General features: G+C 39.5%; 2 protein-coding genes. Both read left to right on the top strand.

The genetic code is table 11. The annotated features are described in order from the left end of the window. Window positions 1-77: 77 nt before the first annotated feature. Entirely contained in the window at window positions 78-596 is a 519-nt protein-coding gene (locus tag WBN20_RS12105) for a hypothetical protein (protein WP_424281867.1), read from the top strand. 22 nt (window positions 597-618) lie between these two features. Next, complete coding sequence (locus WBN20_RS12100) at window positions 619-1,518, top strand: hypothetical protein (protein ID WP_424281866.1); 900 nt, start codon at window positions 619-621, stop codon at window positions 1,516-1,518. Window positions 1,519-1,763 lie beyond the last annotated feature (245 nt).

Genomic DNA, 1,763 nt, shown 5'->3' with positions numbered 1-1,763 from the left:
TCCCTGCCGTTATCCTGCATTTGGACGATACGAGGTTTGGGAATGTAAATAGGACATGAATTCCTTAATGATATTCTATGGAAGATAATAATTATACTAATCTCAAAACTGCCAATAACTCAAGACTGATACTAGGATCAATTATTTTGGTTGTGGGCTTTTTGTTACCGTTATTAATTCCATTAGTATTAACATTGGAAATATCAGCTGCCGCTAAAAGTATTATCTCAGGTTTACTGGCCTTTGGGATCCCTGAGGTTTTTATGATCATTGCAGTTGCCGTAATGGGCAAAAAAGGCTATGAATTTATAAAAAGTAAGACCATAAAGTATCTAAAAAGGTTCGCACCTCCGGATGCGGTTAGTCTTTTTCGTTACCGCATAGGATTAATTCTCTTTAGCCTCCCTGTTTTAATTGGTATCGTACAGCCCTATATTGGCCATTTTAGTACTATCATTAAGGATTTCCCTATATGGTTTACCATGGTCCTGGATGTAATTTTTATCAGCAGTTTTTTTGTATTAGGGGGCGACTTTTGGGACAAATTAAGCAGTCTGTTTAAATATGATGTACGGGTAACCAAAACGCAAAAATAATAACTCGGAACAATTTATAGTTATGAAAAAATACTTTTTAATTCCATTTTTTATTTTCTGTTTGAACATGGGTTTAGCTCAGGAAGAAACTGAGGAAACCGCTGAATCACAGGAAGAAAATACAGCAGATGAACAAAGTGCGGCTTCCAAAGCAATGGATGCAACAGCCACACAGTGGAGTTTCCAATTGGCCTATCAGTCTATGCCGGACTATTATGACGATCTGGTGAATGGAGCCCCGCGCAGACCAGGTTTGGACAATTATCTTCAACTAAGGGTAGTAGCACCGGTGCCTTTAAAAGGACTGACCATTCTTCCCAGGGTTACTTTAAGGCATTATGAAGATTTGTCTAATGGCAATACCGGACTTGGAAATACCGAGATTTTTGCTTTAGTAATACCCAAAGCTACGGATTGGGGAACCGGAAGGGCCGGGATAGGTCCTTTAATGACAACCCCAGGGAGTAAAGGAGTATCTAAAAATGAATGGGGCTTTGGTTTTTCCGCTGCTATAGTTAATAATTCCGGACAATGGTTTTATGGGTTGTTGTTCACGCAATCCTGGAGATCTGTAGACCCCAATGCACAGCAACCTTCAGAAGATCCTAACGAAACAACTCCAATTAGCAGTAACGCAAATCCATTAGGAATTGCCCCTTTTCTAAATTACCGTTTTGGCAGTTCCGGTTTTTATCTTGGCACCCCAGATTTGGTGGCCTTATATGACTGGAATACAAAAGGTTTTTATTTGCCATTGGGATTAAGGTTTGGAAAAGTATGGGTCCTGGAGAAGGGATCTATAAATGCCTATGTGGAATACAGGACCAGCGCTATTTATAAAAAATGGGAAGGCCCGGCCGTTAAAAATTCACTTCGTGCAAATTTTACGTATACCATGCCGGTGGGTGGAGGCAAAAAATGAAAAATCAATAATTAGGCCTGGCCATAGATAAAAATAAAACTAACTGGAACAAAAAAGTCCTAACTTACTCTTAAAACAAAGATGAATATAAAAGCCAAAATAACTGTTTTACTGTCTTTAATGTTATTCCTGCAGAGCCAGGTTTTTGCACAGGTCGAAACCGAAGCCGATGCAGAACATTTAGAAGAGCAGGAATCGGAAAGCAATAAACCATTCTACAGGTTGGGATCTCAGCGTACCTGGCC

Origin of the sequence: Eudoraea sp., from assembly GCF_049665975.1 — a bacterium.
GTDB lineage: Bacteria > Bacteroidota > Bacteroidia > Flavobacteriales > Flavobacteriaceae > Eudoraea.
This window is presented reverse-complemented; position numbering and strand designations above follow the sequence as displayed.

Excerpts from the sequence above, each read along its gene's own strand:
- WBN20_RS12105 (WP_424281867.1), top strand. The coding sequence starts at position 78 with ATGGAAGATAATAATTATACTAATCTCAAAACTGCCAATAACTCAAGA.
- WBN20_RS12100 (WP_424281866.1), top strand. The coding sequence starts at position 619 with ATGAAAAAATACTTTTTAATTCCATTTTTTATTTTCTGTTTGAACATG.